Genomic DNA, 24,998 nt, shown 5'->3' on the forward strand with positions numbered 1-24,998 from the left:
TCGGCCGGAACGCCGGAAAAGGGGGCGTTCGGCCCGGCAGATCCAAGGCTGGCCGGTAGGATCGGCCGCATCACGACGGAACGCGAGACGATGGACGCGACACGGTGGCAGTTCTGGATCGACCGAGGGGGCACCTTCACGGACGTGATCGGCCGCGCACCCGACGGCCGCCTGCACACCGCCAAGCTGCTCAGCGAGAGCCCGGAGCAGTACGCCGACGCGGCGGTCGAGGGCATCCGCCGCCTGCTGGGCCTGCCCGCCGGGGCGGCCATCACGCCGGCGCAGGTCGAGTGCGTGAAGATGGGCACGACGGTCGCCACCAACGCGCTGCTGGAACGCAAGGGCGAACCGACGCTGCTGGTCACGACCCGGGGTTTCCGTGACGCGCTGCGCATCGCCTACCAGGCCCGGCCGCGATTGTTCGACCGCCAGATCCTGTTGCCCGAGCTGCTCTACCAGCGCGTGGTCGAGGCCGCCGAGCGCATGGGTGCGCACGGCGAGGTGGTCGAGCCGCTCGACGAGGCCGCGCTGCGCGAGCGCCTGTGGGCGGCCCACGACACCGGCCTGCGCGCCTGCGCCATCGTCTTCCTGCACGGCTACCGCTACCCGCAGCACGAGGCGGCGGCGGCGCGCATCGCGCGCGAACTGGGCTTCACGCAGGTGTCGGTGTCGCACGAGGTCAGCCCGCTGATGAAGTTCGTGTCGCGCGGCGACACCACGGTGGTCGATGCCTACCTGTCGCCGATCCTGCGCCGCTATGTCGAGCGCGTGGCCGCGCAGATGCCCGGCGTGCCGCTGTACTTCATGCAGAGCTCGGGCGGGCTGGCGCAGGCCGATCGCTTCCAGGGCAAGGACGCGGTGCTGTCGGGCCCGGCCGGCGGCATCGTCGGCATGGTGCGCACCGCGCTCGAGGCCGGTCACGCCCGGGTGATCGGCTTCGACATGGGCGGCACCTCGACCGACGTATCGCACTACGCCGGCACCCACAGCGGAGATTACGAGCGCGCCTTCGAGACCCTGGTCGCGGGCGTGCGGCTGCGCGCGCCGATGATGAGCATCCACACGGTGGCGGCGGGCGGCGGCTCGATCGTGCGCTTCGACGGCGGCCGGTTGCGCGTCGGCCCCGAATCGGCCGGTGCCGACCCCGGCCCGGCCTGCTACCGCCGCGGCGGGCCGTTGACCACCACCGACGCGAACCTGCTGCTGGGGCGCATCCAGCCCGCGCATTTCCCGGCGGTGTTCGGGCCGCGCGGCGACGAGCCGCTCGACGCCGACGGCGTGGTGCAGCGCTTCGGCGCGCTGGCGCAGCAGCTCGCGGCGGCGACCGGCCGTGCCACGCTGCCGGAGGACGTGGCCGCCGGCGCACTGCAGATCGCGGTGGCCAACATGGCCAATGCGATCAAGCGCATCTCGGTCGCCCGCGGTCACGACGTGAGCGGCTACACGCTGCAGTGCTTCGGCGGCGCCGGCGGGCAGCACGCCTGCGCGGTGGCCGACGCGCTGGGCATGACACGCGTCTTCATCCATCCACTGGCCGGCGTGCTGTCCGCCTACGGCATGGGCCTGGCCGACCAGACCGCGATGCGCGAGGCGGCAGTCGAACGGCGGCTCGATCCGCCCGGCCTGGCGGCCGCGGAGGCCAGGCTCGATGCGCTGGCCGCCGAGGCCTGCACCGCGCTGGCGGCGCAGGGCGTGGCCGTGGCGCGCATCGAGGTGCTGCGCCGCGTGCATGTGCGCTACGAAGGCACCGACACCGCGCTGGTGCTGGCCGTCGGCGACGAGACGGCGCTGCGCGACCGCTTCGACGCCGCCTACCGCCAGCGCTATGCCTTCCTGATGGCGGGCCGGGCGCTGGTGATCGAGGCGGTGTCGGTGGAGGCGGTGGGCGCCGGCGAGCCGCTGCGGACGCCGGCTGCGACCGAGGGCGCGGCTCATGCACCGGCGGCGATGGCGACGGTGCGCATGCACGGCCCGACCGACGGCGAGGCCGGCGCCGCCTGGCAGGACGCCGGCCTGCACCGGCGCGAGGACCTGAAGCCCGGCGCCCGGATCGACGGTCCGGCGGTGATCGCCGAACGCAACGCGACGACGGTGGTCGAGCCGGGCTGGCAGGCCCGCGTGACGGCGCAGGGCGCGCTGGAGCTGGCGCGCGTGCGGCCGCTCGCGCCGCGCCATGCGCTCGGCACCGCGGTCGATCCGGTGCGGCTGGAGGTCTTCAACAACCTCTTCATGAACATCGCCGAGCAGATGGGTCTGCGGCTGCAGAACACCGCGCACTCGGTGAACATCAAGGAGCGGCTCGATTTCTCCTGCGCGCTGTTCGACGGTGCCGGCGAGCTGATCGCCAATGCGCCGCACATGCCGGTGCACCTGGGCTCGATGAGCGAGTCGATCAAGACCGTGATCGCCCGCAATCCGCAGCTGCTGGCGGGCGACGTGTTCGTGCTCAACGACCCGTACCACGGCGGCACGCACCTGCCGGACATCACCGTCGTGACGCCGGTGTTCCTGGAGACCTCGGCGGATCGCGGCCCTCACCCCAGCCCTCTCCCGGGGGGAGCGGGAGACAGGCCGCTGTTCTACGTGGCCTCGCGTGGCCACCATGCCGATGTCGGCGGCATCACGCCGGGCTCGATGCCGCCGTTCTCGTGCCGCATCGCCGACGAGGGCGTGCTGCTCGACAACTTCCGGCTCGTCGAGGGAGGCCCCGCGCCGCGGCTGCGCGAGGCCGAACTGCTGGCGGTGCTCTCCGCCGGGCCGCATCCGGCGCGCAACCCGCAGCAGAACCTCGCCGACCTGCGGGCGCAGATCGCCGCCAACGAGAAAGGCGCCCAGGAACTGCGCGCGCTGGTGGCGCAGGTCGGGCTCGAGACCGTGCAGGCCTACATGCAGCACGTGCAGGACAACGCCGAGGAGAGCGTGCGCCGCGTCGTCACGGCGCTGGCCGCGTCGATCGGCGACGGGCGCTTCACGCTGCCGCTCGACAACGGCGCACAGATCACGGTGCAGGTGAGCGTCGACGCCGCCGCGCGCAGCGCCACCATCGATTTCAGCGGCAGCAGCGCGCAGCAGGACGACGGCAACTTCAACGCGCCGAAATCGGTGACGATGGCGGCGGTGCTGTACGTCTTCCGCACGCTGGTGGGCGACGACATCCCGCTCAATGCCGGCTGCCTGAAGCCGCTGCGCGTCGTCGTGCCGGAGGGCTCGCTGCTCAATCCGCGCCCGCCGGCGGCGGTGGTGGCCGGCAACGTCGAGACCTCGACGTGCGTGACCAATGCGCTCTACGGCGCGCTCGGCGTCATGGCGGCGAGCCAGTGCACGATGAACAACTTCACGTTCGGCAACGAGCGCCATCAGTACTACGAAACCATCTCCGGCGGCAGCGGAGCCGGCCCCGGCTTCGACGGCACCGCCGTCGTGCAGACCCACATGACCAACTCCCGACTCACCGACCCGGAGGTGCTGGAGTTCCGCTTTCCGGTGCGGCTGGACAGCTACGTCATCCGCCGGGGCTCGGGTGGGGCGGGCGCCTACCGCGGCGGTGACGGCGGCGTGCGGCGCCTCCGTTTCCTGGAGCCGATGACGGCCAGCATCCTCAGCAATGGCCGCCGCGTGCCGGCCTTCGGGCTGGCCGGCGGCGAGGCCGGCGCGTTGGGAGTCAACCGGGTCGAGCGCGCGCCCGGCGCGGATGGCCGGCGCGGCGCGGTCGAGGAACTCGGGTCGCTGGGCTCGGTCGAGATGGGTCCGGGCGACGTGTTCGTGATCGAGACCCCCGGTGGTGGCGGCTACGGCCCGCCGTCGTCCTGACGAACCGGCTGCCGGGCTGGTTTTCGGCGTTTGACCGATACCCTGGCGGTGGCAGAGGGCTTTTCCCAATGTGAGAATGAACGTTTATTCAGAGCGTTCTGATCAACCTGGGAGCCGTCGCCGGCGAGGCGCGCCCCGACCCGACGAGGTGTCAGATGGTTTTCCCGCGAGTTTCGATGCGCCCGGTGGCGCAGGTGGTCGTCTTGTCCTTGGCGGCCCTGCTGGGGGCCTGCAGCCCCGGCGGCGCGGCCAACGCGCCGGCTGCCCCGCCGCCGGCCGAAGTGGGCGTGCTGACCATCAAGCCGCGCACCGTGTCGCTGCAGAACGAGTTGCCCGGACGTGTCTCGGCGCTGCTGGTGGCCGAGGTCCGGCCGCAGGTCGGCGGCATCGTCCTGACCCGTGACTTCCGCGAAGGCAGCGATGTCCGCAAGGGCCAGACGCTGTACCAGATCGACCCCGCTCCCTTCCGCGCGGCCTTCGGCAGCGCCCAGGCCACGCTGGCCCGGGCCCAGGCCAATGTGGTGGCGGCGCAGGCCAAGTCCGATCGCTACAAGGAACTGGTGCAGATCGATGCGGTCAGCAAGCAGGCGGCCGACGAAGCCACCGCGGCCGCACTGCAGGCCGACGCCGATGTCGCCGCCACCAAGGCCGCCCTCGAGACCGCCCGCATCAACCTCGCCTACACGCGCATCACGGCGCCGATCTCCGGCCGCATCGGCAAGTCCAGCGTGACGCCGGGCGCGCTGGTGACGGCCAACCAGTCGCAGGCGCTGGCGACGGTGCAGCAGCTTGACTCGATCTACGTCGACGTGACGCAGTCCAGCGCCGAGCTGCTGAGACTGCGCCGCGAACTGGCTGCCGGGCGCCTGAAGACGGACGCGGCCAACCAGGCCTCGGTGAAGCTCAAGCTGGACGACGGCACGGACTACCCGGTGAGCGGCAAGCTGCAGTTCTCCGACGTGACGGTGGACGAGCAGACCAACTCGGTCACGCTGCGCGCCACCTTTCCCAATCCCAAGCAACTGCTGCTGCCGGGCCTGTACGTGCGGGCAGTGCTGGAGGAGGGCGTGCGCGAGAACGCGATCCTGGTGCCGCAGCAGGCCGTGGCGCGCGACAACCGCGGCAACGCGATCGCGATGGTGGTCGGGGCCGATGGCAAGGTCGAGCAGCGCGCGGTGCGGGTGCCGCGATCGGTCGGCAACGAATGGCTGGTCGATGCGGGCCTGAAGGCCGGTGACCAGGTGGTGTTCGAAGGGCTGCAGAAGGCCCGTCCCGGCGCGCAGGTGAAGGCGGTGGAGCGGGTGCCTGGCGGTGGCGCATCGGCGCCGGCCGGCGCGGCCTCGGTGCCCGGTGCCGCGGCGTCCGCTGCGACGGCGGCCCCCGCGGCGGCCAGCGGCGCCTGATCGCAGCGACCGGGGAACACACCATGGCTCGCTTTTTCATCGAACGACCGATCTTCGCGTGGGTGATCGCGCTGGTCATCATGCTGGCCGGCGGACTCTCGATCCTGAGCCTGCCGATCAACCAGTACCCGAGCATCGCGCCGCCACAGATCACCGTCACGGCGACCTACCCGGGCGCGTCCGCCAAGACGCTGGAGGACACCGTCACGCAGGTGATCGAGCAGCGCATGACCGGCCTCGACGGCCTGCGCTACATCGCGTCGAACAGCGACGCCGCCGGCACCGCGCAGATCACGCTGACCTTCCAGGCTGGGACGAACCCCGACATCGCCCAGGTGCAGGTGCAGAACAAGCTGCAGCTCGCCACCGCGCAACTGCCGCAGGAAGTGCAGCAGCAGGGCCTGACGGTCACGAAGTCGGTGCGCAACTTCATCATGGTGGTCGGCTTCGTCTCCGACGATCCGAGCATGACCCGCACCGACCTGGCCGACTTCGTGGCGGCCAACGTGCAGGACACGGTGAGCCGCGTCACCGGCGTCGGCGAGGTCACGCTGTTCGGCGCGCAGTACGCGATGCGGATCTGGCTCGACCCGGCCAAGCTGCTGAACTACAAGCTCACGCCGGCCGACGTGGCGACGGCGGTGCGGGCCCAGAACGCCCAGGTCTCGGCAGGCCAGCTGGGCGGCCTGCCCGCGGCCCCGGGCCAGCAGATCAACGCGACCATCACCGCGCAGAGCCGGCTGCAGACCGCGGAGCAGTTCGAGCAGATCATCCTGCGCACCGCCGCCGGCGGCGCGACCGTGCGTCTGCGCGACGTGGCGCGCGTCGAGCTCGGCGGCGAGAACTACACGAGCCTGTCCTTCTACAACGGCAAGCCCGCCGCGGGCCTGGCGATCCGGCTCGCCGCCGGCGCGAACGCGCTGGCCACGGCCGACGCGGTGAAGGCCAGGATCGATTCGCTCAAGCCCTACTTCCCGGCCGGCTTCGACGCCATCGTCGCCTACGACACCACGCCGTTCATCAAGCTGTCGATCGAGGAAGTGGTGAAGACGCTGGCCGAGGCCATCGTGCTGGTGTTCCTGGTGATGTACCTGTTCCTGCAGAACTTCCGCGCCACGCTGATCCCGACGATCGCGGTGCCGGTGGTGCTGCTGGGTACCTTCGGCGTGATGTCGGTGGCCGGCTTCTCGATCAACGTGCTGACGATGTTCGGCCTGGTGCTCGCGATCGGCCTGCTGGTCGACGATGCGATCGTCGTGGTCGAGAACGTCGAACGCGTGATGAGCGAGGAAGGCCTGTCGCCGAAGGAGGCGACCAAGAAATCGATGGGGCAGATCACCGGTGCGCTGGTCGGCATCGCGATGGTGCTGTCGGCAGTGTTCCTGCCGATGGCCTTCTTCGGCGGCTCCACGGGCGTGATCTACCGGCAGTTCTCGATCACCATCGTGGCGTCGATGGTGCTGTCGGTGCTGGTGGCGCTGGTGCTCACGCCGGCGCTGTGTGCGACGCTGCTCAAGCCGATCCCGCAGGGCGACCACGGCAAGACGACCGGCTTCTTCGGTGCGTTCAACCGCATGTTCGATCGCAGCAGCAAGGGCTACCAGGGCATCGTCGGTCGCATGCTCGGCAGCAGCCTGCGCTACCTGCTGATCTACGGCGTGCTGCTGCTGGCCGTGGCCTGGCTGTTCACGCGCCTGCCCACTGCCTTCCTGCCCGACGAGGACCAGGGCATCCTGTTTACGCAGATCCAGCTGCCGGCCGGCGCCACGCAGGAGCGCACGCTGCAGGTGCTGCGCCAGGTCGAGCACCACTTCCTTGAGACCGAGAAGGACTCGGTGCAGGGCCTGTTCACCGTGGCCGGTTTCAGCTTCGGCGGCAACGGCCAGAACGTCGGGCTCGGCTTCATCCGCATGAGGGACTGGAGCGAGCGGCCCGGCGCCGACCACACCGTCAAGGCGGTGGCGGCCCGGGCCATGAAGACCTTCTCGCAGTTCCGCGACGCGATGGGCTTCGCCTTCGCGCCACCGGCGGTGCTGGAACTGGGCACCGCCAACGGCTTCGACATGTACCTGCAGGATCGCGGCGCACTCGGCCACGATGCGCTGATGGCGGCCCGCAACCAGCTGCTGGGACTGGCCGCCAAGAGCCCGGTGCTCGTCGCCGTGCGGCCGAACGGCCAGGACGACACGCCGCAGTTCAGCGTGCAGATCGACTCGGCCAAGGCCGGCGCGCTGGGCCTCTCGATGTCGGACGTGAATGCCACGCTGTCGGCCGCCTGGGGCAGCTCCTACGTCAACGACTTCATCGACAAGGGCCGCGTCAAGCGCGTCTACCTGCAGGCCGACGCGCCGCACCGCATGCTGCCCGAAGACCTGGACAAGTGGTACGTGCGCAATACCCAGGGCGACATGGTGCCGTTCTCGGCCTTCGCCTCGGCCAAGTGGAGCTACGGCTCGCCGCGTCTGGAGCGCTTCAACGGCCTGCCGGCACTGAACATCCAGGGCCAACCGGCGCCGGGCCGGAGCACCGGCGAGGCGATGGAGGAGATGGAGCGGCTGGTGGCGCAGCTGCCGGCTGGCATCGGCATCGACTGGACCGGCCTGTCCTACGAGGAGCGCCTGTCGGGCTCGCAGGCGCCGATGCTCTACGCGTTGTCGCTGCTGGTGGTGTTCCTGTGTCTGGCGGCGCTGTACGAGAGCTGGTCGATCCCGTTCTCGGTGATGCTGGTCGTGCCGCTCGGCGTGCTCGGTGCGCTGATCGCGGCGAGTTCGCGCGGGCTGTCGAACGACGTGTACTTCCAGGTCGGCCTGCTGACGACCATCGGCCTGTCGGCGAAGAACGCGATCCTGATCGTGGAGTTCGCGAAGGAGCAGATGGAGCACGGCAAGGGCCTGATCGAGGCGACGCTCGAGGCGGTGCGACTGCGCCTGCGACCGATCCTGATGACCTCGCTGGCGTTTGCCTTCGGCGTGCTGCCGCTGGCGCTGGCCACGGGCGCCGGCTCGGGCAGCCAGAACGCCATCGGCACCGGCGTGCTGGGCGGCATGATCGCGGCGACCTTCCTGGGCATCTTCTTCGTGCCGCTGTTCTTCGTCGTGGTGCGGCGCCTGTTCAAGCAACGCAAGATCGACCCGGCGCCGCAGGGCACGCCGGTCGTCTCGGAGGGGCAGTGACATGAGGACCCCTTCGATGAGGCCCTACCGCGGTCGCCTGACATTGCTGGCCACCGCGGCCCTGGCCGGTTGCATGAACCTGGCGCCGACCTACGAGCGCCCCGCCGCGCCGGTGGCGACCGAGTGGCCGCAGGGCGAGGCCTACGGCGAGCCGGCGGGCGCCGGCAGCGTGGCAGCCTCGGACCTGGCCTGGCGCGAGGTGTTTGTCGACGCGCCGCTGCAGCGCACGATCGAGCTGGCCCTGAGCAACAACCGCAACCTGCGTGTCGCGGCGCTGAACATCGAGCAGGCTCGGGCGCAGTACCAGGTCCAGCGGGCCGACCTGTTTCCCACCGTCGCGGCCAGCGGCGAGGCGGTGCACCAGCGCACGCCGGCCGACCTGAGCCAGGCCGGCCGTGCCGTCACGAGCCACACCTACAGCGCGGGCATCGGCTTCTCGACCTACGAGCTCGACCTGTTCGGCCGTGTCCGCAACCTCAACGAGCAGGCTCTGCAGCAGTTCTTCGCCACCGAGGAGGCGCGTCGCAGCACGCAGATCAGCCTGGTGGCCGAGGTGGCGAACGTCTATCTCACGGCGACCGCCGACGGCGAGCTGCTGCGGCTGGCGCGCGACACGCTGGCGAGCCAGGAGTCGTCCTACAAGCTGGCGCAGCGCAGCCACGAGCTGGGCGTCGCGTCGGCGCTCGACCTGCGGCAGGCCCAGACCAGCGTCGAGGTGGCGCGTGCCGACGTCGCCCGCTACACGCGAGCGCTGGCACAGGACCTCAATGCGCTGGCGCTGCTGGTCGGCGCGCCGCTGCCGGCCGACGTGCGCCCCGGCGGCGTACAGCCCGAGGATCTGCAGTGGATCGACCGCCTGGCCGAGCTGCCGGCCGGACTGCCGTCCGACGTGCTGCAGCGCCGACCCGACGTGCTGCAGGCCGAACGCCAGCTGCAGGCGGCCAACGCGACCATCGGTGCAGCGCGCGCGGCCTTCTTCCCGCGCATCTCGCTCACGGCTTCGGCCGGCGTGGCGAGCAGCTCGCTGTCCGACCTGTTCCAGGGCAGCGCGCGCACCTGGAGCTTCGTGCCGCAGGTGAGCCTGCCGATCTTCGACGCCGGGCGCAACCGCGCCAACCTCGAGGTGTCGAAGACGCAACGCGACATCGCGCTGGCGCAGTACGAACTGGCCATCCAGTCGGCGTTCCGCGAGGTGGCCGACGCGCTGGCGGCACGCGGCACCTTCGACGAGCAGCTCGCCGCCCAGCAGGCGCTGGTCGACGCGACCGGCGAGACCTACCGGCTGTCGCAGGCACGCTATCGCAGCGGTGTAGACAGCTATCTGGCGGTGCTTGACGCGCAGCGCTCGCTGTACGCGGCGCAGCAGTCGCTGATCACGCTGCGGCTCTCGCGCAGCGCGAACCTCGTGACGCTGTACAAGGTGCTCGGCGGCGGTTGGCAGCGCGCCGACGCGGCCAAGGGCTGAGGCCGCGGCGGCCGTCAGAGAGGGAGTGGCGATGGCTCGTTGCAGTCTGATCGATGGCGAAGAGGTGGCGCACGCCGAGGTGCGGCGCCGCCAGATCCTGGACGCCGCGGCCGAGGTGTTCCGCCGCCGCGGCTTCCATGCCGCGAGCATGGCCGAGATCGCGAAGACCTTCGGCATGAGCGCCGGCCACATCTACAACTACTTCGACAGCAAGGAAGCGATCATCGAGGCCATCGTCGCGCGCGACATCGACGAGTTCCTCGCGCTGACCGCGCAGATGCAGGGCGAGGCCGACCTGCGGCACGAGATGGTCGAGCGCGTCGACGAGGGCACCGACCGTCGCCTGGACCCCGACCACGCGTCGCTGCAGCTCGAGATCGTGGCCGAGGCCTCGCGCAACCCGAAGATCGCCGACATGGTGCAGCGCGCCGACACCACGGTGCGCCGGCGGCTGATCGAGCTGGTGCGGGCCGCGGCGCGCGGTCCGGTCGACGAGGTCGACTTGGTGGTGCGCGCCGAGTTGCTGCTGGCGTTGTTCGAGGGGCTGATGATCCGCACCCTGCGCCAGCCGGAAATCGATCGCCCGGCGCTCAAGCGCGGCCTGCGCGACGCCGTGCGCCACCTGATCGGCGCCTGAGGCCGCGGGGTTCGCTCGGCGAATCTCGGCTCGCCCCGGCCGCTCAGCGGTCGCGGTCCTGCTCGGAGTAGGCGCGCCACCGGCCCATGGCGCGATTCATCAGCTGGAGCTGGCGGTCGAACACCGGGCAGACCTTGCAGATCGCGAGATGCAGGCGCAGCGCCGTCCGTTCGGCGAGCGTCAGGCGGCGATCGAGGCGGCCGGACAGCAGGCGGGCGGATTGTCGGCACGAAACGAGGAAGGGCATCTTCATCGGCGCTTGGTAGGAGGCGGGACGGAGGACAGAGCGAGGGCGGGCTCGCCGAACCAGTTGAGTTGCAGGCATTCCCGCAGTCTCAACCGGGCCCGGTGCAGCATGACCCAGAGGTTCGTCGGCGTGACCGACAGTTCCTTACAGATCTCGTCAGTTTCGAGTTCCATCCACTCGCGCATCAGGAACACGCGGCCGAGCTGGTTGGGCAGCTTCTCGATGCAGGCGTCGAGCACCTTGATGAACTGATCCTGGGCCACGATCGCCTGCGGATCGCCCCATTCGATCGGGGCGTCGCGGAAGTGGCCCGTTTCGTCGAACAGCTGTTCTTCCAGCGCGGCGCCGTCGTCCTCGTCGCTCGTCATCGAGCACTCGCGGGCATGCCGACGCACCTGGTCGACCAGCTTGTGCTTCAGGATGCCGATCAGCCAGGTCTTCGGCGCAGCGCGGCCGGCAAAGGCCTCCGGCTTCTCGAGCGCGGCCAGCATCGTTTCCGACACCGCGTCCTCGGCCCAGGCCGGATTGCGCAGCTGTAGTTGCGCATAGCGCAGCAACTGCGGGCGCAAGGTTTCGAGCAAGGCGGACACGTCAGTCATGAAGGGCCGTTTCGATGAGCGGAAGCAGGGGGCAGTGTAAGAATCTTCCGGCGTTCGCGACACATGCACGTCGCCTCTGTCGCGGCCCACTCAACTACCCTCCAGGAGCATTGCATGAACCAGCATCTGATCGCATCGTCCGCCCTCGCTTCCCTCCTCGCGCTGGGCCTGGTCGGCCCGGCTGCCGCCCAGGACTCGGGCAAGGAGAAGTGCTACGGCATCGCCAAGGCCGGGCAGAACGATTGCGCCAACCTGTCGGGAACCCACTCGTGTGCGGGCCAGGCGACGGCTGGCGACGTCGGCGAATGGAAGTACGTCGCCAAGGGCACCTGCAAGGCCGCCGGCGGCCTGAGCGCCGCTGAAGCCAAGGCCAAGCTGGCCGAGAAGAAGTAAGAAAAAAAAGCGCACGACACCGGACGCAGCGGCGCTCTCCGTTGTTCAACATGGACGCGCTCTCGACCCTGGCCGGCGTCGGCATCGGTCTGCGCCAGCCGCATTACCGGGAGTGGGCCGAACGCCGCCCGGCGATCGGCTTCGTCGAGGTCCATGCGGAGAATTTCTTCGCCGAGGGCGGTGCCGCGCTGGCCGTGCTGTCGGGCGTGAGGGAGAGCCATGCGGTGAGCCTGCACGGCGTCGGGCTCGCGCTCGGCTCCGCGGCCGGTGTCGACGCCTGGCACCTCGAGCGGCTGGCAACACTGGTCGATCGCATCGATCCGGTGCGGGTGTCGGACCATGCGTGCTTTGCGCGTGCGTCGATGCCGGGCGATGCGGCCGTGCTGCATGCGGCCGATCTGCTGCCGATTGCCTTCACCCGCGCCTCGCTCGACATCCTTTGCACGAACGTGCATCAGGTGCAGGAGCGTCTGCGTCGTCCGCTGCTGGTCGAGAACCTGTCGGCCTACCTCTCGTTCGACGACGACGAGCAGATGCCCGAGCCCGCGTTCCTGGCGGCGCTGGCCCGCCGCACCGGCTGCCAGCTGCTGCTCGACGTCAACAACCTGGTCGTGAACGCGCTGAACGCACAGCGTGCCGATCCGGCAGCCGGCGATCCGGTGGCTGCAGCCTGCGCCTTCGTCGACGCGCTGCCGGCGGCCGTGGTCGGCGAGATCCACCTGGCCGGCTACTGCGATGCCGGCGCGCTGGTGATCGACGACCACGGCAGCCGCGTGCACGCGACGGTGTGGGCCGTGTTCCGGCACGCCGTCGCGCGCCTGGGTGCGTTGCCGACGCTGATCGAATGGGACACCGACGTGCCCGCGCTCGACGTCCTGCTGGACGAAGCCACCCAGGCGGCACGCTGTCAGCACGAGGCCGCCGATCTGCGGAGCGCGGCATGACATGTTCCGCCGAACGGCAAACCGAGGCCGCGCGCCAGAGCGCTTTGCTGGCGGCCTTGCGTGGCGCCGCGCCGGCGCCGTCGGCGCGATTGGCGGAGCAGGGCGCGCGGCGCCAGCTCGGGATCGACGCCTACCGTGCGAATGCCGCAGCGACCGCAGAACGCGCACTGGCCGCGGCTTATCCGACCTTGCAGGCCCTGGTCGGAGAGCAAGATTTCGCCCGGCTGGCCTGCGCACTGTGGCGCCATGCGCCGCCGCAGCGCGGCGATCTCGCGCAATGGGGGCAGGATCTGCCAGCGTTCGTCGAGGCGCAGGCCGACCTCGACGCATGGCCCTACCTGGGCGACTGCGCACGACTCGATGCCGCGATCGTGCGTTGCGAAGGCGCGGCCGATGCCGCGCTCGATCGCGACACGCTGGTCTGGCTGGCCGAGCACGCGGCCGACACCTTGCGGTTGCGTCTGGCACCGGCGGTGCAGTTGCTCGCGAGCCGTTGGCCGGTGGCAGCGCTGCATGCTGCCCATGTGAATGACGGCGATGCGGCCGTGGCCGCCGTGCGCGAGGCGCTCGAGACCGGCCAGGCCGAGTCGGTGGTGGTCGCGCGCGCCGGTTGGCGGGCCGACGTGACGCCGGTCGATGCGCCGGTGTTCGCCTGGATGCAGGCGCTGCAGGCGCGACGCACGCTGGCCGAGGCGCTGCAGCGCGCCGGCCGTGAATTCGATTTCAGCGCCTGGCTGATCCAGGCCCTGCAACGCGGCTGGCTGTGGAAGGCCGAGCTCGTTGACGATTCCGAGGAGATGTTCCATGACCCGGACCTGGCTTGAAACCCCGTTGGCGCTGTGCCGCACCAGCACCCGCGTGCTGGAGGCGCTGCAGCCGGCAGCGCAGTTGGCCGCACGTCTCTATGTCGGCGCGGCGTTCTTCCGCTCGGGGTTGACCAAGATCGCCGACTGGGACACCACGCTCGCACTGTTCCAGGACGAGTACAAGGTGCCGCTGCTGCCGCCGCACCTGGCCGCGGTCATGGGGACCGGAGGTGAGCTGGTGCTGCCGGTGCTGCTGGTGCTCGGGCTGTTCGGCCGCTTCGGCGCGCTCGGGCTGTCGGTGATGAACGTGGTGGCCGTTCTCAGCCTCGAGGAGATCGCGCCGGCGGCGCTGCAGCAGCATGTGTTCTGGGGCAGCCTGCTGGCGGCGCTGGCCTTGTGGGGCCCCGGCAAGTGGTCGCTCGATGCGTGGTGGTGGCCGCGCATCGGCGGCTCGCCGCGCCGCTAGAAGTCGCGCGGCCGGAAATCCAGCAGCAGGGCCGGCGGCACGCGGCCGTCGGTGTCGCGCGGCAGCACCTCGGTCTTGTCGATGGCACGCAGCACGGCCTCGTCCCAGGCCGGGATGCCGCTGGACTTGACGAGCCGGCGGCCGACGATCGTGCCGTCGGGTGCCACCTTCACCTCGACCGAGGCGAGCGGGTTGCCGTCGACCTCGTCACCGAACACCACGTTGGGCTTGATGCGTGCCTTGATGCGCCCGGCATAGCTGGCCGAGGGCCCGGCGCTCTGCGCCGCGGTGCCGGTGCTGCCCGGTGCGCCGGTGCCGGCGGCCTCGGCCATCACGCGATCGAGCTGCTGCCGGCGGATCGCCTCCTGCTTGGCCTGGCGTTCGGCCTCGGCCTTCTTTTTCTTCTCCGCCTCGCGCTTGTCGGCTTCGGCCTGGGCCATCTCTTCCTGCTCGCGCTGTTCCTTCTTCTTGCGCAGCGCGTCTTCCTTGCGCTGCTCCTCGAGCCGCTGCTTCTCGAGCTTCTCCTTCTGCTCGCGCTTCTCGCGTGCGATGTCGGCGTCGCGGTTCGGTGGGGGCGGTGGGGGCTCGGCCTTGGCCTGCGGCTCGGGCTTGGGCGGCGGGGTCGGTGTGGGCGTCGGCTCCGGCGGGACGGCCCGGGGCGCGGCGATCTGCGGGACGGCCGCCCACAACTCGGCCTCGACGCCGGCCGGCTCGGAGGTGCGCCAGTTGACGCTCAGGCTCAACCCCAGCACCAGCAGCCCGTGCGCGATCAGCGCCAGCACCGCCGCACGCGGCAGCCCGCCGGGTTTGCGCGGGCGCAGGTCGTCGAGCGTTGTCGCGTTCATCGCGGCGTCAGGCACCCGTCGCCTTGACCGCCAGGCCCACGCGCTGAACGCCGGCCTTCTGCAGCGTGTCCATCACCTTCACGACCTGCTCGTACTTGACGTTGCGGTCGGCGGCGATGATGACCGGCGTGTTGGCGCTGCCGTTCTGCAGCGCCGTCACGCGGCCGGCCAGTTCGCGCAGCGAGGTGCGTGCCGCGTCCTTGCCGTCGACGCGCAGCTTCAGGCTCTCGTCGGTGCCGACCACGACCTCGATCACCTTGTCCGGCTGGCGCTTGGCCTGGCCGACCGAGGGCAGGTCGACCACGCCGGTGGTGATCAGCGGCGCGCTGACCATGAAGATGATCAGCAGCACCAGCATCACGTCGATGAAGGGCACCATGTTGATCTCGTTGATGGTGCGGCGGCGCGAGCCGTGGCGTGCAGTGACTTGAGCCATGCGTCAATGCTCCCGGGCCTTGAGCGCGGACCGCGCCGTGTGCACTGCACCAGCGAACAGCCGCCGCGGATCCGGCTCCGCCGGTCCGCCAGCGGCGCCCCCTCGAGGGGGAGCGGCGTAGCCGCAACGGGGGTGGTCCATCAATGCCCTTGGCCGATGTTGCGCTGGAGGATGTTGGAGAACTCCTCGATGAAGGTCTCCATCTGGATCGCGATGCGGTCGATGTCGCGCGCGAAGCGGTTGTAGGCCAGCACTGCGGGGATCGCCGCGAACAGCCCGATCGCGGTGGCCACCAGCGCCTCGGCGATGCCCGGCGCCACCGTGGCCAGCGTCACCTGCTGCAGGTTCGCCAGGCCGGTGAAGGCGTGCATGATCCCCCACACGGTGCCGAACAGACCGACGTACGGCGACACCGAGCCGACCGAGGCGAGGAAGCTCAGGTGCGATTCCACGGTGTCGAGCTCGCGCTGGAAGCTCGCACGCATCGCGCGACGCGAGCCGTCGAGCAGCGCGCCCGGATCAGCGACGCGGCGTTCGCGCAGCTTCATGAACTCGCGCATGCCGGAGGCGAAGATGCGCGTCATCGGGCCGGAGCGGTCGGCCTTCTTGGCGGCGTCGGCGTAGAGGTCCTGCAGGTTCTGGCCCGACCAGAAGTCGCGCTCGAAGCCCTCGTTGAGCGCACGCACGCGCTTGAGCCCGAACAGCTTGCCGAAGATCACGGTCCAGCTCGCGAGCGACATCGCCAGCAGCGCGACGATGACCAACTGCACGACGAGGCTGGCATGCAGCACCAGCTGGAAGATCGAGAGGTCTTGAGAGTTCATGCCAGGGCTTCGATGAGAGAGATCGGAATGCGGCGCGGGCGGAAGGTTCCGCTGTCCACACAGCCGATGCGGATCGTGCCTTCGGCCAGCAGCGTCTCGCCGTCGGGATCGCTGCGCCAGCATTGTTGCGCGAGCTGCAGGCTGGCCTGCCGTCCCTCGCGGACCGTCACGCTCACCTGCAGCAGGTCGTCGAGGCGGGCCGGGCGCAGGTAGCGCACCGCGGTCTCGCTGACGATGAACATGACGCCTTCGCTGGTGCGCAGTATCTCCTGCTCGAAGCCGAAGCTGCGCAGCCACTCGGTACGGGCGCGTTCGAAGAACTTAAGGTAGTTGGCGTAGAACACCACGCCACCGGCGTCGGTGTCCTCCCAGTACACGCGCAGCGGGAAGCGGAACGCGGGGGGCGGCGAGGAGATCGGCAAGATCGGTGGCGACTCAGGGCGCGGACAGCGTGCGGCGGTAGACCGGTCCCCAGAGCGGGTGGCCGGCCTCGGCCTTGCTCAGCGTGAAGGCCGGGTCGGCGGCGCGGGCGGCCCGGAAGGCGCTCTCGCAGGCCTTGGCGCGCTGGCTGGTGCAGTAGATGAAGGCCAGGGTCTTGTGGGCGGCGGCGCGATCCTTGGGGGCGGCCAGCCCGGTCTTCAGGGCGCTGCCGAGGCGCTGCTCGGCGAGCTTGTACTGCCCGTCGTCGTAGGCGCGGATGCCCGCCAGCAGGGCCTGTTCGGCCGGGCGCGCGCTGAGCTCGACGATGCTCACCGGCGGTGGCACCGGCGCAGGCGGCGGCGGGGGAGGAGGGGGGGGCGGCGGGGGTGGGGGCGCAACAGGGGCCTGCACCGGTGCGGGCGCCGGCGCCGGCGCGGGCGACAGCTGGGCGCAGCCTGCCAACAACGCCAGCAGGGTGAGGGCGGCCAACAGCCGGCGTGAGGAGGAAGGGGTCGTCATGGTCCGAAACGGTGCTTGACGAGGACGCTTTCGTTCGCCTCGACGTCGACGGCGATGGCATGGGCCGCGTAGCCGCTGTTGCGCAGCGTCACGGTGTGTCGGCCTGCCGGGAGGCTGAGCTGGTTGAGCGGCGGCGTGAGCCCCTGGACCTTGCCGTCGACCTCGACCTCGGCCCAGGGGCTGATGGCGAGCTGCAGCACGCCGCTGCCGACGGCGATCGGTGCGGCCGGCGCCGCCGTGGTCGCCGCAGCAGGAGCCGCGATCGTCATCGGTGTTGCTGCCGTCGGGGCCGGTGTCGGCGCGACCGCCACGCGAGTCGTCTGTGCCGCAGGCGGCTGCTCCGCCACCCCTTCACTGCCCGGTGACGACGCGAGGCCGTGCCAGGCACCGAAGCCGATCAGCCCCGCACCGAGCAGCGCCAGACCGCCGAAGGCCCACTGCGGCCAGCGACGTTCGACCGCGGGTGCGTCGTCCTCGCCCGACTGCAGCGCCTCGGGGTGGGCCTGCAGCCATTCGTGCAGATCGCGTGACAGGGCCCGGGCCGACCGCGGCCGATCCTCCGGGCGCTTGGCCATGGCCCGCGCGGCGATCGAGGCCAGCGCCGGCGGCACGGCCGTGCTTACCTCGTCGGCCGACGGCGGCGTGAAACTGCACACCGCGCCGGTGATGGCGGCCAGCGAGTCGCCCTCGAAGGCGCGGTGTCCGGTCAGCAATTCGTAGAGCACGACGCCGAGCGAGAACACGTCGGTGCGACGGTCGGTCGGCTCGTTGCGCACCTGCTCCGGGGCCATGTAGTGCGGCGACCCGCCGACCGCGCCGCCGCTGTCGCGCGCGTGCGCGACGCTGGCGATGCCGAAGTCCAGCACCTTGGGCTGGGTGCGGCCGACCATGAAGATGTTGGCCGGCTTGATGTCGCGGTGAACGATGCCCTTGCTGTGGGCGTAGGCCAGCGCGTCGGCGACACGGCGGATGATCAGCACCGCCTGACCCACCGTCGGGCGCCAGCCGTCGCTCAGCAGCGCGCGCAGGTCCTTGCCCTTCAGCAGCTCCATCGCGATGTAGGCGCCCTGCGGGCTCAGGCCCGCATCGAACACCGTCACGATGTGCGGGTGGCTCAAGTGAGCGGCGGCGCGCGCCTCGTGCAGGAAGATCGCGTTGAACGGCTCGCGCGCGTCGGTCTCGAGCGGCGTGCGCGCGCCGGCCGGCATCAGGTTCAGTGTCTTGATCGCGACGCGGCGCGACAGCAGCGGGTCGTCGGCGGCGTACACGGTGCCGAGGCCCCCATCGCCGATGCGGTACTTCAGCGCATAGCGGCCGATCTGGCCGATGGTGGGCAGCGGCCCGCGGTTCGCACCGTCCTCGGACGGCAGCTCTGCCATCAGGACGGTGTCTTCGATCTCGGCGTTGTCGATCGCCTCCTGCAGCGAGCCGGGGGGCGGCGAGAGGGTTGAAGCGCTTTCCACGAGACGGAGCTTAGACGATGCCATGGAGGCCCTCAACCAAGGCCGGCACGGGGTGCCGGCCGGCGTGGTAACCGCGTGTCACGTGCCGGGCCGAGGGCGTGACGCAACTCACGCCAGCACGCGCCGCAGGCGCTCGACGGCCTGTTCGAGCTGGGGCAGGCCGCTGGCGAAGGACAGGCGCAGGTGGTGTTCGGTGCCGTGGTGGCCGAAATCGCGCCCCGGGGTCAGCGCGACGTGCGCCGACTCCATCAGCGCGAACGCCAGGTCCCAGCTGCTCCCGGCCTGGGCCGAGCAGTCGGCCCAGGCGTAGAAGGCACCGTCGGGCAGCACGGGGACGGGCAGGCCGAGCGATTCGAGCGCCGGCACGATGTAGTCGCGCCGGGCCCGGAAGGCGGTGCGGCGCCGCTCGTACTCGGCGATCGATGCGGGCTCGAAGCAGGCCAGCGCCGCGTGCTGCGCGACGCTGGACGGGCAGATGAACAGGTTCTGCGCCAGCTTCTCGACCGGCGCCACCAGCGCGGGCGGCAGCACCAGCCAGCCGAGCCGCCAGCCGGTCATGCTGAAGTACTTGGAGAAGCTGTTGATCGACACCACGTCGTCGCCATGGGCGAGGGCGGAGCCGCCATAGGCGTCGTCGTAGCTCAGGCCGAGGTAGATCTCGTCGACCAGCGTGACGCCGCCGCGCGCGCGCACCGCCTGCGCGATGCGCTGCATCTCGTCGGCGGCGATCGAGGTGCCGGTGGGATTGGACGGCGAAGCCAGCAGCACGCCGCGGGTGCATTCGTTCCACGCCCGTTCGACGCTGGCAGCGTCGAGCTGGTAGCGCTGCGCCGGGCCGCAGGGCAGCAGCACCGGCGTGGCATCGGCCGCCGCGACGAAATGGCGGTTGCAGGGGTAGCTCGGGTCCGGCATCAGCACCTCGTCGCCGGACTCGAACAGCGCCAAGCACGCGAGCTGCAGCGCGGCGGACGCGCCGGCCGTGACGACGATGCGCTGCGGGTCGATGTCGAGCGCGAAGCGCTGCGCGTACCAGCGCGACAGGGCTTCCCGCAGCGCCGGCAGCCCGGTGGCCTGCGTGTACTGCGTGCGGCCTTCGGCCAGGCAGCGCCGGGCCGCCTCGAGCACCGGCGCCGGTGCGGTGAAGTCGGGCTCGCCGATGTTCAGGTAGATCATCGGCTCGCCGCCGCGTGCCGGGTCGCAGGCCGGGCTGGCCGCGATGCGCGCCGCCGCCTTGGCGCACTCCATCACGTAGAACGGCTCGATGTGGTCGAGGCGACGGGCGAGCTTCATCCGTGTCGGCAGCGGAAAGGGCGAGGGCCGGCGGCGGGCGCCGCGGATCAGTCGCGCGGGGGGGCCGCGCGCCGCGCCTGCACCTCGAGCGGCCGCAGGTCGGCCGCGGCCTTGTCGAGCACGCCGTTGACGTACTTGTGGCCGTCGGTGCCGCCGAAGCTCTTGGCGAGCTCCACCGCCTCGTTGATGGCGACGCGATAGGGGATGTCGATGCAGTGCCTGAGCTCGTAGGCGCCGATCATCAGCACGCCGTGCTCGATCGGCGACAGCTCGCTGGTCTTGCGGTCCACGTGGCGCGCCAGCACGGCGTCCAGTGCGGCGGCCTCGGCCACGCAGCCGTGCAGCAGGGCGTCGAAATGCGCCACGTCGGCCTGCTTGAAGCCGTCGAGTTCGCGCATGTGGGCCTCGATCACGCCGGCCTCGCTGCCCGACACCAGCCACTGGTACAGGCCCTGCAGGGCGAACTCGCGCGAGCGACGGCGCGAGGACTTCTGCGCCGGCTTGCGGCCGCCCGGGCGGGCGGCGGTCGGCGCCGGTGACGGCGCGGCGCCGTCGGTGTCTTGAGGGGTCACGAAAGCTCTTCCATCAGATTGGCCATCTCGACGGCGACGCGCGCGGCGTCGCGGCCCTTGTCGTCCGCACGGGCCCAGGCCTGGGCCTCGGTCTCGACGGTGAGGATGGCGTTGGCGATCGGGGTCTCGTGATCGAGCGAAATGCGCGTCACGCCGGCGCCGCTCTCGTTGCTGACGAGTTCGAAGTGATAGGTCTCGCCGCGGATGATGCAGCCCAGCGCGATCAGCGCATCGAAGTCCTTGCGCCGCGCCATCGCCTGCAGTGCGACGGGGATCTCGAGCGCGCCGGGCACCGACACGTGCTCGATGTACTTGGCCGACACACCCAGCAGTTCCAGTTCGGCCAGGCAGGCCTGGGCCAGGCGGTCGGTGAGCGCGGCATTGAAACGTGCCTGCACGATGCCGATGCGCAGGTTCTCGCCCACGAGTTCGGCGACCGTGTTGCCGAAGATCGTGGTCTGGGTGTCAGCGTCTTGCATCGAAACCTCGAAGGGGGAAGGGCAGCCGCGGCGAACTCGGGCGCGGCGTCATTCGGCGGCCACGAAGCCGGTGACCTCGAGCCCGTAGCCCACCATGCTAGGCATGCGGCGCGGGCTGCCGAGCAGCTTCATGCGGACGATGCCGAGCTCGCGCAGGATCTGCGCGCCGACGCCGTAGGTGCGCAGGTCCATCTGGCCGCGCGGTGCCGGCGGCGCGTCGGGGCCCGCGGTCAGCTGCTGCAGCAGGCCGTCGCCGGCCTCGCCGCAGTTCAGCAGCACCGCGACACCGCGCTCGGCTGTACGCAGCGCGGCGAGCGCCCGGGGCAGCGGCCACGAGTGGCCACAGCGGCCGGCATCGAGCAGGTCCAGCACCGACAGCGGCTCGTGCACCCGCACCAGCACCTCGTCGTCGGGGCTCCATTGCCCCACGCTCAGGGCCAGGTGCAGGCCGCCCGAGCGGTCGCGGAAGGCATGGCAGTCGAACGGTCCCTGCGGCGTGACCAGCACGCGTTGCGTGACGCGCGTGATGAGGGATTCGTTGCGGCTGCGGTATTCGATCAGGTCGGCGATGCTGCCGATCTTGAGCCCGTGTTCCCGCGCGAACAGCACCAGGTCGGGCAGCCGCGCCATCGTGCCGTCGTCCTTCATGATCTCGCAGATCACCGATGCGGGCGTCAGGCCGGCCATCAGCGTGAGGTCGCAGCCGGCCTCGGTGTGGCCGGCGCGCATCAGCACGCCGCCGTCCTGGGCTTGCAGCGGGAAGATGTGGCCGGGCTGGACCAGATCGCTCGCCTTCGCGTCCCGCGCCACCGCAGCCTGCACGGTGCGGGCGCGGTCGGCGGCGGAGATGCCGGTGGTCACGCCGGTGGCGGCCTCGATCGAGACGGTGAAGGCCGTGCCGTGCTGGGTGCCGTTGCGCGCGGCCATCGGCGGCAACTGCAGCCGTTCGCAGCGCTCGCGGGTGAGCGTGAGGCAGATCAGGCCGCGGCCGTAGCGCGCCATGAAGTTGATCGCCTCGGGCGTGACGTGCTCGGCGGCCATCACGAGGTCGCCCTCGTTCTCGCGATCCTCCTCGTCGACAAGGATGACCATGCGGCCGGCGGCGAGCTCGGCGATCAGCTCGGGAACAGGGGAAAGAGCCATGGCGGGATTGTAGGTGGCGGGTCGGAGCGGCGCGGGCGGGGAGCTCGCCGCCTCGGTGCGGGCGGCCTCGCCGGCGCGCGGCGGTGTCAGCGGCTGCCGAGCATGCGCTCGACGTAGCGCGCGATCAGGTCGATCTCGAGGTTGACGCGGGCGCCGACAGTCAGCGTGCCGAGCGTCGTGTGTTCCAGCGTGTGCGGGATCAGGTTGATGCTGAGCTCGGTGGTGTCGGCCCGGTCGGTGACGCGGTTGACCGTGAGGCTGACGCCGTTGACGGTGATCGAGCCCTTGTAGGCGAGGTAACGGCCCAACGCCTGCGGCGCGGCGATGCACAGGTCCCAGGATTCACCAACCGGCGCGAACTTCGTCACCGTGCCGACACCGTCGACGTGGCCCGACACCAGGTGCCCGCCGAGCCGGTCGCTGGCGCGCAGGGCCTTCTCGAGGTTGAGCGGTCCGGGGTCGGCGAGGCCGGCTGTCTTGTCCAGGCTTTCCGCCGAGATGTCGACCGTGAACCAGTCGGCTTCCGCGTCGAAGGTCGTGACGGTCATGCAGGCGCCGTTGAGCGCGATGCTGTCGCCGAGCTGCACGTCGGCCAGGTAGCCCGGTGGCGTGGCGATGGTGAGGCGCTTGCCGTGGGACGGGTCGGCGCCGAGCGGCGCGCTGTCGCTGAGGCGGCCCAGGCCGCTGATGATGCCGGTGAACATGGTCGCGATTGTCTCAGCGTCGCAGCTCAGCCGCCGCGGCGGGGGCAAGCGCGGTGTCCGGGGCCGTTGCTCAGAAATCGGCGCGGCCCGGCGGCCGGGCAATCAAGCGCAGGTCGGCCCCGACGCGCTCGACGCCGGTGAACTCGAGCGCCAGGCCTTCGGTCAGCGCGGCGAGCGGCCCGAAGCGCGCCATCTCGCGACCCACGCCGAGCATCAGCGGGGCCAGGTAGACGAGGAACTCGTCGACCAGGCCCGCCCGCACGAAGGAGCCGCTGAGCTTGCTGCCTGCCTCGACATGCAGTTCGTTGATCTCGCGCCGCGCCAGGTCATCGAGCATCGCACCGAGATCGACCTTGCCGTCGGCGTTGGCACAGGCCAGGACGGACACGCCCTGTTCGGCCAATTCACGGACCTTCGGCGCGGCACTGCGCGTGAGGGCGCTGGCGGTGTAGACCAGTCGCTCGCCCGGCGGCGCGAGGATGCGGGCGTCGAGCGCAATGTCGAGCTTGGAGTCGACGACGACACGGCACGGCTGCAGCACGGTGTCGACGAGCCGCACGTCGAGCCGCGGGTCATCGTCGATCACGGTGCCGATGCCGGTGAGCACCGCACCGGCCCGCTTGCGGTAGGCATGGCCGTCGGTGCGCGCTGCGTCGCCGGTGATCCACTGGCTCAGGCCGTTGTCGAGCGCCGTGCGTCCGTCGAGCGACGCGGCGATCTTCAGGCGAACCCACGGCCTCTGACGCAGCATGCGGGAGAGAAAGCCGATGTTCAGCTCGCGTGCACCGATCGCGACCGGGTCATCGGGTTCCAGCACCGTCACGTCGATGCCGGCAGCCCGCAGCCGGCTGATGCCGTGTCCGGCGACCAGCGGATTCGGGTCCTGCAGCGCAATCATCACGTGAGCCAGGCCGGCCTCGATCAGCGCGTCGCAGCAGGGTGGGGTACGACCGTGGTGCGAACACGGCTCGAGCGTGACCCAGGCGGTGCCGCCGCGCACGGTATGGCCTGCGGCCTGGGCCGCGCGCAACGCCGCCACCTCGGCGTGCGCCGAGCCGGCGCGCTGCGTGTGTCCGCTGGACAACAGGCGGCCATCGGGGGCGGTGATGACGCAGCCGACGCGGGGATTGGGATCGGACAGGCCGATGGCTTCGTTGGCGTTGCGCAGCGCGAGCGCCCAGGATTCGGAGGGAGTGAGCTTCACGCCCTCGACGATACGCGAGGCTGGGCGTGCGGCGCGGAACCAGCGACGTTCGCGCGCTACCTCACGGCTGATGCAGCGCGGTGCTGGCCGGGCACGCCCCAGCGTCCAGCAGCAGGAAGTTCTGGTGGTGGAGCGATCGGGTCACGAGGCTGTAGAGGGCCGGATGCTCTTCGTTGAGCGTTGTCGACGGCGCGGTGGTGTAGCGGCACACCGACTGCGTGCCGACGGGCTCGGGTGCGATGCGGGACTGCCCCGACCAGGCGCGCGGCGTGCCCGCATCGGTGTCGTGGTCGCCCGGGCGCATCAGGCAGGCATAGGAGCGCACGCCCGCGATGGGTCGACCGTCGTTGTGGTCGACGGCATCGGCGACATGGCAGTCGGGTATCGCCAGCAGATGCTGCGTGGCGGTGAACGAGAGGCCTGTCACTGCGGCGGCCCAGGAGCCCGACAGATCGCCGCGCAGCAGCAGCGCAGGCAGTGGGTTGCAGGTGGCGGCGATGTCGGTGCGGTCGTCCGGTGCGGTCGCGCACTGCGCGATCACCGTGCCGGAGCTGTCGTCGAACACGAGGAAGCCGCCGCTCGCACCTTGCCAGCGCAGGACACTGCGGCCGTGGTTCGGTCCGGTCAGGCGCTCGGCCTCGATCGGGATGTCGAGGGCCCGGCCCTTCGGGCGCAGCATTGCGGTGGCGTCGCCTTGGGGCAGGCCCAGGCTGCCGGCGTCGGCAGGTTCCGCGCGTGCGATCAGCGAGCCCAGCCTGACGAAGGTCTGGCGCGTGTCGCCGCTGCGGTCGGCCCAGGTGACTTGCACGTCGATGCGGCGATAAGGATCGTCGGCCGTACCCTGCACCTGCCATTGGCGCTCGAAGCGCGTGTTGCTGTCGATGAGGGGTTGATCACTGCCGCTGCGAAGATCGGCGTAGGCCTGCTTGCCGGCTTCGGAGAGCACCTGCTCGAAGCCGCGCAGCTCCTCCAACCTGGAGATGGCGAGTTGGGTGGCTTCGGTGCGCTGGCGCGCGACGTCCGCATGGCGAGACAGCGCGACCTGCAGGCTGCCGAGGGCGAGCGCACCGATCGACACCACGACGACGGCGATCAGCACCTCGATCAGCGTGAAGCCGGATGCCTGACGACGTGCTTCGAGCGTGGGCATGGCGCA

Annotated in this window: 24 protein-coding genes; 9 read left to right on the forward strand and 15 right to left on the reverse strand. The window is 70.8% G+C overall.

What is annotated here, in order from left to right; genetic code table 11:
* Positions 1–90: 90 nt before the first annotated feature.
* The 5 genes from ASC67_RS07775 to ASC67_RS07795 all read left to right on the forward strand — a co-directional run bounded on the left by ASC67_RS07775 (position 91) and on the right by ASC67_RS07795 (position 10,488).
* On the forward strand, positions 91–3,810 hold the full coding sequence (locus tag ASC67_RS07775) for a hydantoinase B/oxoprolinase family protein (RefSeq protein WP_200946843.1): 3,720 nt from the start codon (positions 91–93) through the stop codon (positions 3,808–3,810).
* Positions 3,811–3,965: 155 nt separating this feature from the next.
* The gene (locus ASC67_RS07780; protein ID WP_156466691.1) at positions 3,966–5,213 is read left to right on the forward strand and encodes an efflux RND transporter periplasmic adaptor subunit; all 1,248 of its coding nucleotides are present in this window, start codon (positions 3,966–3,968) and stop codon (positions 5,211–5,213) included.
* 23 nt (positions 5,214–5,236) lie between these two features.
* The gene (locus ASC67_RS07785) at positions 5,237–8,386 is read left to right on the forward strand and encodes an efflux RND transporter permease subunit (RefSeq protein WP_056317472.1); all 3,150 of its coding nucleotides are present in this window, start codon (positions 5,237–5,239) and stop codon (positions 8,384–8,386) included.
* A 16-nt stretch (positions 8,387–8,402) separates the two neighbouring features.
* Positions 8,403–9,851 carry an AdeC/AdeK/OprM family multidrug efflux complex outer membrane factor gene (gene adeC, locus ASC67_RS07790; protein WP_056317475.1) on the forward strand — a complete coding sequence of 483 codons (1,449 nt, stop codon included), beginning with the start codon at positions 8,403–8,405 and terminating at the stop codon, positions 9,849–9,851.
* 31 nt (positions 9,852–9,882) lie between these two features.
* Positions 9,883–10,488 (forward strand): TetR/AcrR family transcriptional regulator, encoded by a 606-nt coding sequence (locus ASC67_RS07795; RefSeq protein ID WP_056317479.1) that lies wholly within the window; start codon positions 9,883–9,885, stop codon positions 10,486–10,488.
* A 43-nt stretch (positions 10,489–10,531) separates the two neighbouring features.
* Here ASC67_RS07795 and ASC67_RS07800 read toward each other — a convergent pair whose 3' ends face one another.
* Positions 10,532–10,741 (reverse strand): zf-HC2 domain-containing protein, encoded by a 210-nt coding sequence (locus ASC67_RS07800; protein ID WP_056317483.1) that lies wholly within the window; start codon positions 10,739–10,741, stop codon positions 10,532–10,534.
* Positions 10,738–11,334: a sigma-70 family RNA polymerase sigma factor gene (locus ASC67_RS07805; RefSeq protein ID WP_056317486.1), complete on the reverse strand. Its 597-nt coding sequence runs from the start codon at positions 11,332–11,334 to the stop codon at positions 10,738–10,740. The genes ASC67_RS07800 and ASC67_RS07805 overlap by 4 nt, the downstream gene beginning before the upstream one ends.
* 114 nt (positions 11,335–11,448) lie before the next feature.
* Between ASC67_RS07805 and ASC67_RS07810 the strand changes: the two genes are divergently transcribed.
* From ASC67_RS07810 to ASC67_RS07825, 4 genes are read left to right on the forward strand one after another with little or no spacing between them, the layout of a single operon-like run.
* Positions 11,449–11,727, forward strand: a complete 279-nt coding sequence (locus ASC67_RS07810) for a DUF2282 domain-containing protein (protein WP_011830542.1) — start codon at positions 11,449–11,451, stop codon at positions 11,725–11,727.
* Between the two features lie 50 nt (positions 11,728–11,777).
* Positions 11,778–12,671 carry a DUF692 domain-containing protein gene (locus tag ASC67_RS07815; RefSeq protein WP_056318272.1) on the forward strand — a complete coding sequence of 298 codons (894 nt, stop codon included), beginning with the start codon at positions 11,778–11,780 and terminating at the stop codon, positions 12,669–12,671.
* Complete coding sequence (locus ASC67_RS07820) at positions 12,668–13,495, forward strand: putative DNA-binding domain-containing protein (protein WP_056317490.1); 828 nt, start codon at positions 12,668–12,670, stop codon at positions 13,493–13,495. Before ASC67_RS07815 ends, ASC67_RS07820 begins: the two co-directional genes overlap by 4 nt.
* Positions 13,476–13,943, forward strand: a complete 468-nt coding sequence (locus ASC67_RS07825) for a DoxX family protein (protein WP_056317492.1) — start codon at positions 13,476–13,478, stop codon at positions 13,941–13,943. Before ASC67_RS07820 ends, ASC67_RS07825 begins: the two co-directional genes overlap by 20 nt.
* Here ASC67_RS07825 and ASC67_RS07830 read toward each other — a convergent pair.
* The 13 genes from ASC67_RS07830 to ASC67_RS07890 all read right to left on the reverse strand — a co-directional run bounded on the left by ASC67_RS07830 (position 13,940) and on the right by ASC67_RS07890 (position 24,992).
* Positions 13,940–14,788: a cell envelope integrity protein TolA gene (locus tag ASC67_RS07830; RefSeq protein ID WP_056317496.1), complete on the reverse strand. Its 849-nt coding sequence runs from the start codon at positions 14,786–14,788 to the stop codon at positions 13,940–13,942. The two genes, ASC67_RS07825 and ASC67_RS07830, sit on opposite strands and share 4 nt — an antisense overlap.
* A 7-nt stretch (positions 14,789–14,795) precedes the next feature.
* Entirely contained in the window at positions 14,796–15,224 is a 429-nt protein-coding gene (tolR, locus tag ASC67_RS07835) for a protein TolR (protein ID WP_056317498.1), read from the reverse strand.
* Between the two features lie 140 nt (positions 15,225–15,364).
* Positions 15,365–16,048: a protein TolQ gene (tolQ, locus tag ASC67_RS07840; RefSeq protein ID WP_011830536.1), complete on the reverse strand. Its 684-nt coding sequence runs from the start codon at positions 16,046–16,048 to the stop codon at positions 15,365–15,367.
* Positions 16,045–16,470: a tol-pal system-associated acyl-CoA thioesterase gene (ybgC, locus tag ASC67_RS07845; RefSeq protein ID WP_056317500.1), complete on the reverse strand. Its 426-nt coding sequence runs from the start codon at positions 16,468–16,470 to the stop codon at positions 16,045–16,047. The genes tolQ and ybgC overlap by 4 nt, the downstream gene beginning before the upstream one ends.
* Before the next feature lie 13 nt (positions 16,471–16,483).
* Positions 16,484–16,987 (reverse strand): TssQ family T6SS-associated lipoprotein, encoded by a 504-nt coding sequence (locus tag ASC67_RS07850; protein ID WP_056317503.1) that lies wholly within the window; start codon positions 16,985–16,987, stop codon positions 16,484–16,486.
* Positions 16,984–18,450, reverse strand: a complete 1,467-nt coding sequence (locus ASC67_RS07855) for a serine/threonine-protein kinase (RefSeq protein WP_235566257.1) — start codon at positions 18,448–18,450, stop codon at positions 16,984–16,986. The genes ASC67_RS07850 and ASC67_RS07855 overlap by 4 nt, the downstream gene beginning before the upstream one ends.
* 108 nt (positions 18,451–18,558) lie before the next feature.
* A complete protein-coding gene (locus ASC67_RS07860) occupies positions 18,559–19,740 on the reverse strand; it encodes a pyridoxal phosphate-dependent aminotransferase (RefSeq protein ID WP_056317506.1) in 1,182 nt (393 codons plus the stop codon).
* A gap of 47 nt (positions 19,741–19,787) precedes the next feature.
* Entirely contained in the window at positions 19,788–20,312 is a 525-nt protein-coding gene (gene nusB, locus ASC67_RS07865) for a transcription antitermination factor NusB (protein ID WP_056317509.1), read from the reverse strand.
* Complete coding sequence (gene ribH, locus ASC67_RS07870) at positions 20,309–20,791, reverse strand: 6,7-dimethyl-8-ribityllumazine synthase (RefSeq protein WP_056317513.1); 483 nt, start codon at positions 20,789–20,791, stop codon at positions 20,309–20,311. Before ribH ends, nusB begins: the two co-directional genes overlap by 4 nt.
* A 48-nt stretch (positions 20,792–20,839) precedes the next feature.
* Entirely contained in the window at positions 20,840–21,934 is a 1,095-nt protein-coding gene (ribBA, locus tag ASC67_RS07875) for a bifunctional 3,4-dihydroxy-2-butanone-4-phosphate synthase/GTP cyclohydrolase II (RefSeq protein WP_056317516.1), read from the reverse strand.
* Between the two features lie 86 nt (positions 21,935–22,020).
* Complete coding sequence (locus tag ASC67_RS07880; protein ID WP_056317519.1) at positions 22,021–22,638, reverse strand: riboflavin synthase; 618 nt, start codon at positions 22,636–22,638, stop codon at positions 22,021–22,023.
* Positions 22,639–22,708: 70 nt separating this feature from the next.
* Positions 22,709–23,842: a bifunctional diaminohydroxyphosphoribosylaminopyrimidine deaminase/5-amino-6-(5-phosphoribosylamino)uracil reductase RibD gene (gene ribD, locus ASC67_RS07885; protein WP_056317521.1), complete on the reverse strand. Its 1,134-nt coding sequence runs from the start codon at positions 23,840–23,842 to the stop codon at positions 22,709–22,711.
* 61 nt (positions 23,843–23,903) lie between these two features.
* Positions 23,904–24,992 carry a prepilin-type N-terminal cleavage/methylation domain-containing protein gene (locus ASC67_RS07890; protein WP_056317525.1) on the reverse strand — a complete coding sequence of 363 codons (1,089 nt, stop codon included), beginning with the start codon at positions 24,990–24,992 and terminating at the stop codon, positions 23,904–23,906.
* Positions 24,993–24,998: the final 6 nt, after the last annotated feature.

It is taken from the genome of Methylibium sp. Root1272 (assembly GCF_001425905.1).
Lineage (GTDB): Bacteria > Pseudomonadota > Gammaproteobacteria > Burkholderiales > Burkholderiaceae_C > Methylibium.

Coding starts and splice junctions, on each gene's coding strand:
- ASC67_RS07780 (WP_156466691.1), top strand. CDS start 3,966: ATGGTTTTCCCGCGAGTTTCGATGCGCCCGGTGGCGCAGGTGGTCGTC.
- ASC67_RS07830 (WP_056317496.1), bottom strand. CDS start 14,788: ATGAACGCGACAACGCTCGACGACCTGCGCCCGCGCAAACCCGGCGGG.
- ASC67_RS07810 (WP_011830542.1), top strand. CDS start 11,449: ATGAACCAGCATCTGATCGCATCGTCCGCCCTCGCTTCCCTCCTCGCG.
- ASC67_RS07850 (WP_056317503.1), bottom strand. CDS start 16,987: ATGACGACCCCTTCCTCCTCACGCCGGCTGTTGGCCGCCCTCACCCTG.
- ASC67_RS07890 (WP_056317525.1), bottom strand. CDS start 24,992: ATGCCCACGCTCGAAGCACGTCGTCAGGCATCCGGCTTCACGCTGATC.
- ASC67_RS07785 (WP_056317472.1), top strand. CDS start 5,237: ATGGCTCGCTTTTTCATCGAACGACCGATCTTCGCGTGGGTGATCGCG.
- ASC67_RS07775 (WP_200946843.1), top strand. CDS start 91: ATGGACGCGACACGGTGGCAGTTCTGGATCGACCGAGGGGGCACCTTC.
- tolQ (WP_011830536.1), bottom strand. CDS start 16,048: ATGAACTCTCAAGACCTCTCGATCTTCCAGCTGGTGCTGCATGCCAGC.
- ASC67_RS07820 (WP_056317490.1), top strand. CDS start 12,668: ATGACATGTTCCGCCGAACGGCAAACCGAGGCCGCGCGCCAGAGCGCT.
- ASC67_RS07800 (WP_056317483.1), bottom strand. CDS start 10,741: ATGAAGATGCCCTTCCTCGTTTCGTGCCGACAATCCGCCCGCCTGCTG.
- ASC67_RS07795 (WP_056317479.1), top strand. CDS start 9,883: ATGGCTCGTTGCAGTCTGATCGATGGCGAAGAGGTGGCGCACGCCGAG.
- ASC67_RS07825 (WP_056317492.1), top strand. CDS start 13,476: ATGACCCGGACCTGGCTTGAAACCCCGTTGGCGCTGTGCCGCACCAGC.
- tolR (WP_056317498.1), bottom strand. CDS start 15,224: ATGGCTCAAGTCACTGCACGCCACGGCTCGCGCCGCCGCACCATCAAC.
- ASC67_RS07860 (WP_056317506.1), bottom strand. CDS start 19,740: ATGAAGCTCGCCCGTCGCCTCGACCACATCGAGCCGTTCTACGTGATG.
- ASC67_RS07880 (WP_056317519.1), bottom strand. CDS start 22,638: ATGTTCACCGGCATCATCAGCGGCCTGGGCCGCCTCAGCGACAGCGCG.
- ASC67_RS07815 (WP_056318272.1), top strand. CDS start 11,778: ATGGACGCGCTCTCGACCCTGGCCGGCGTCGGCATCGGTCTGCGCCAG.
- ribBA (WP_056317516.1), bottom strand. CDS start 21,934: ATGGCTCTTTCCCCTGTTCCCGAGCTGATCGCCGAGCTCGCCGCCGGC.
- ASC67_RS07805 (WP_056317486.1), bottom strand. CDS start 11,334: ATGACTGACGTGTCCGCCTTGCTCGAAACCTTGCGCCCGCAGTTGCTG.
- adeC (WP_056317475.1), top strand. CDS start 8,403: ATGAGGCCCTACCGCGGTCGCCTGACATTGCTGGCCACCGCGGCCCTG.
- ribH (WP_056317513.1), bottom strand. CDS start 20,791: ATGCAAGACGCTGACACCCAGACCACGATCTTCGGCAACACGGTCGCC.